Consider the following 4350-nt stretch of genomic DNA (forward strand, 5'->3'; position numbering starts at 1 on the left):
ACAGCCCCAAGCCGCCACGCCCCTCGACGGCGCCCGCCTCTCCCGCGCCTTCGTCCATGCCGGCATCACCCACTTCGCGCGCCTCTCCCTCGGCGCCCCCTCCGCGGTGTTCGACGCCCTCGCCGCAAGCCAGGGCGAAGGCAGCCTCGCCGCCCTGCTCGGCACCCCGCGCGACGACTGGCACGCCGCCTGTGTCGCCCTCGCCCGCACCGCCCCCGAGCTGCGCGGCCCGCTCGGGCGCCTGCTCGCCGACCTGCAACTCCAGCTCCACGAATGGTTCGCCCTCGCACTGTGCGGCGAGAACGAATCGAGCTACCTGCTCAACCTCGCGCTCGCCGAGCTGCAGTCGCCCGGCGCGCTGCGCCCCGGCCTGCACCTCATCGCCGCGGCCAGCGAGGCCCTCTTCGGCGCCCCGCTCGCCCCGCTGGCGCTCCCGAACCACCGCCTCGTGCGCGCCGGCGTGCTGGACATCGTCGGTGATGGCCCCATGCCCACTCGCACGCTCGCCACCGCCCCCGAACTGTGGGCGCTGCTGTGCGGCGACACCAGCGCCTGGCGCGACACCGCCCCGCTGCCCGTCACCGAGGCCGTGCTGCCGCAAAGCTTCTGCGACCAGCTCCCCTCGCTCGCGACCATGCTGCGCACGGGCGCTACGCGCCACGTCGTGTTCCGCGGTGCCCGCGCGGCCGGACTCGCCGCCGCCGCGCGGCTGGCCGCCGCCGTCGGCCGCCCGCCGCTGCAAATGGAAGCCGCCACCTGGACCCGCCAGCCCGCGCTCGCCGCCGCCTGCCGCTACGCCGGCTGGCTGCCGGTGCTGGCGCTGGAGCTCGGCCCCGGCGAGCGCCACGTCCTGCCCGAGCACCCCGCACTGGCGGTGCCGCTGCTCCTCGTCACCGGCCGCGACGGCGCGATCGAGGCCCCCGCGCTGGTCGAGATCGACCTGCCGCCGCTCACCCCGCAGGAACGCCGCGACGCTTGGCGCAGCGCCCTCGCAGCCAACGACACAAACGCCCCCGAACCGCTCGACGACCACCGTCTGCGCGAATTCGCCGGCCACGCCCTGCTCGACGGCCCCACCGTGCACACCCTCGCCGAGCGCGTGCGCCTCGACGCCCGCGTGCGCGGCGAAGCCCCCGGCCTCGCCCATCTGCGCCGCGCGCGCGCCGGCTTCGGCAGCGAACGCCTGCGCCAGCTCGCCCAACCGGTCACGCGCGAAGTCGGCCCCGACGAACTGGTGCTGCCCGACGAGCTCCTCGAACGCTTCGACGCCCTCGTTGCCCGCTGCCGCCAGCGCGAATCGCTCGCGGACGGCCTCGGCGCGAGCCTCGCCGACCCCGTGCCGGGCGTGCGTGCGCTGTTCTGCGGCGAAAGCGGGGCCGGCAAGACGCTCGCCGCGAGCCGCCTGGCGACGCTGCTCGGCGCGCCGCTCTTCCGCGTCGACCTCTCCGCGGTCATGAACAAGTACATCGGCGAATCCGAGAAGAACCTCGGCCGCCTCCTTGACGAAGCCGCCGCGCTCGACGTGATCCTCCTCATCGACGAGGCCGACGCCCTCTTCGGCCGACGCGGCGAAGGCAAGGAGACCGGCGAGCGCTACGCCAACATGCTCACCAACTTCCTGCTCACGCGCATCGAACAGCACCCAGGAATCGTGGTCCTAACCAGTAATAGCCGCGGCCGCATCGACAGCGCCTTCACCCGCCGCTTCGACACCATCATCGAGTTTCCACCGCCGGGCGTGGCGGAACGCCTGCGCATCTGGCAATCGCACCTCGGGCGGCGCTCCCCCGACGCGGCCCTGTGCCGCCAGTTGGCGAGCTACTGCACACTGCCCGGCGGCCACATCCGCAACGCCGTACTGCAGGCCGCGGCCCTCGATCCCGCCACCGCGGACGACAGCGACGCGACTCATCCGATCGCCACCGAACAACTCGTCGCCGCACTGATCGAGGAATACCGCAAGATCGGCCGCACGCCCCCGCCCCAGCTCCTGCACGCGCGGGGCACAGCATGAGCAGGCTCGCCCCCGGCCTGCACCGCAAGACCGCGCCGGAGAAACAGGCGCCATCGGCCACCCCCGCAGCCAAGCCCGCCGGACAGAAGGAAGCGGACGGCAAGCCGGCCGCCGACCAGACCGCAAGCGGAGGCACCCCATCGCCCGCCGCCGCGAACGAAGGCGGCACATCCAGGGAAAAACGCCCCGGCACCCCCGGCTACCTGCAGGCCAAACTCGCCGTCAGCCACCCCGACGATCCCGCCGAGAAGGAGGCCGATCAGGTCGCCGGCGAAGTCCGCCGCGCGCTGCGCACGCCCAAGGACGGCACCGGCGCCACCTGCCCCACCTGCAGCGGCGCCGCCCCGCGCGGCAGCCTCGAACCCGCGATCACCCCGCCGAAGAAGGAGGTCCTCGCGCCCCGGCTGATGCGCGCCGCCGCGACCGGCGAGGAGGAGAAAACCGCCACCGCCACGGCCGGCGGGGCGGAGAAGGCCTCTTCCGCCCCCGGCAGCGAAAAATCCGCCGACACTCCCAAGCCCACCGCCGGCGGCGCCGACGCCCTCGCCGGCCAGACCGCGCCCGCCGCAACCGAGCAACGCGTCGCCGCCCGCCAGGGCCAGGGCACCCCGCTCGACCCCGAGCTACGCGCGAAGCTCGAAGCCCAACTCGGCCGCGACCTCTCCGCCGTGCGCATCCACACCGACGCCGAGGCCGACGCGATGTGCGCCGAGATGCACGCACGCGCCTTCACCGTCGGCAACGACGTCTACTTCTCCGCCGGCAGCTACGCCCCCGAGAGCGATGCCGGCCTCGAACTCCTCGCGCATGAACTCACCCACGTCGGCCAGCAGGCCGCAGCCGGCGGCCCGCAGAGCGCCGCGCCGAAACTGCAGCGCGACTTCTGGGAGGACCTCTTCGGCGGCGGCGGCGCCCCCGCCGACCCGATGGCCGCGTGCAACAAGGAACTCGAAGACGCGGAGAAATGGGCCAAGGCCGGCCCCTATCCCGCCGCCCCGCAGACCATGGTCGGCGCCGCCGGGCGCGGCGGCTTCGACGCCCAGTACAAGCCGGACGCGACGGAAGGCGAAGGCGTGCTCGACATCAAGCAGGGTGTCGCCATCCAGTTCGAGGACCTGCTCACCAATGCCGGCGGCGTCGCCACGCCCAACCCGCTGCTCGGCGGCACGCCCGAACTCACCGCCCTCGCAGCCCGCATCAACGGCATCGCCGACGCCGGCCAGCGCGCCACCGCGCTCGCCGCCTACCAGTGGAACAACGCCGAAGAGCAACCCTGGATCGACAGGCTCAAGCCCCTCATCGAAGGCGGCTGGAGCGGCAAGCACAGCTTCTTCCTCAACAAGCCGCGCTGGAACTGGCTCGGCGCCGAAGTGAAGGTCACCCTCGACGTCGGCAAGCGCGCCCAGGCCGCCAGCGACCACATGTTCACGCGCGTCTACAAGATGCCCTCGGGCGAAGACCTCACCAGCTTCGGCACCGTCGACTCCACCAACCCCGGCACCGCCGCCAACGCGCGCGACCAGACCATGAAGCTCTCCGCCACCGGCCTGGAACCCAACTTCTACGACACCCTGCGCGAATCGGTCGAGTTCGCGCACGACTCGTCCGTGCTCGACGGCACCGCCCAGACCACGCTCACCAACTTCATCGCCAAATACAACGGCGCCGTCGCCAACGCCGCGCACCAGGAGATCCGCGTCGACATCATCGGCCACACCAGCGGCTCCGGCACCGTCAGCCACAACCAGACTCTGTCCGAATCCCGCGCCAATGCCGTGCGCGACTTCCTCACCAACAACGGCTTCGCCAACGTGCCCACACGCGTGCACGTCGCCGCCCGCGGCGCCGCCGAAGCCGACCCGCTCGACAAGAACCGACCCAAGGATCGCCGCGTCGACCTCCTCGTCGACGGCGGCCAGCGCCAGATCGGCGCATTGCACGAATGGGGCCACGCACTGGGCCTGGTCGACGAATACACCACCGCCGGCACCAACATCGGTGACCCGACCGGCCACGACGCGATGGTCAAGGCCATGACCGACGCCAGCGGCGCCCACCTGCCCGGCGCGATCCGCGAACACAATGGCGGCATCATGTCCGGCGGCAACGAGATCCGCCCGCAGCACTACGCCACCTTCCACAACGCGCTCGCCACCATCACCGCCCAGTCGCCGTGGTCGCTGGGCCTGCACAAGCCGAAGTGGCAGGTCGCGATGGAATGCGGCGCCCCCTCGCCCAAGGGCGACTGGCCCACGCCGACGCCGCAGCAGCCCGCCCCCGGCACCCCACCGGGCGCGACACCGGGCAGCGACAATGGAAGCGCCGTCGCCTAAGTT

Annotated in this window: 2 protein-coding genes; both read left to right on the forward strand. The window is 72.7% G+C overall.

The window, feature by feature from the left end:
- Positions 1-2014: ATP-binding protein (locus GO615_RS27135; RefSeq protein WP_169132964.1), on the forward strand; the 2014-nt coding region annotated here is incomplete at its 5' end.
- Positions 2011-4347 carry an eCIS core domain-containing protein gene (locus tag GO615_RS27140; protein WP_169132965.1) on the forward strand — a complete coding sequence of 779 codons (2337 nt, stop codon included), beginning with the start codon at positions 2011-2013 and terminating at the stop codon, positions 4345-4347. The genes GO615_RS27135 and GO615_RS27140, both read left to right, overlap by 4 nt.
- Positions 4348-4350: the final 3 nt, after the last annotated feature.

The sequence above is a fragment of the Aromatoleum evansii genome (assembly GCF_012910805.1).
GTDB classification, from domain to species: Bacteria; Pseudomonadota; Gammaproteobacteria; order Burkholderiales; family Rhodocyclaceae; genus Aromatoleum; species Aromatoleum evansii.

Excerpts from the sequence above, each read along its gene's own strand:
- GO615_RS27140 (WP_169132965.1), top strand. The coding sequence starts at position 2,011 with ATGAGCAGGCTCGCCCCCGGCCTGCACCGCAAGACCGCGCCGGAGAAA.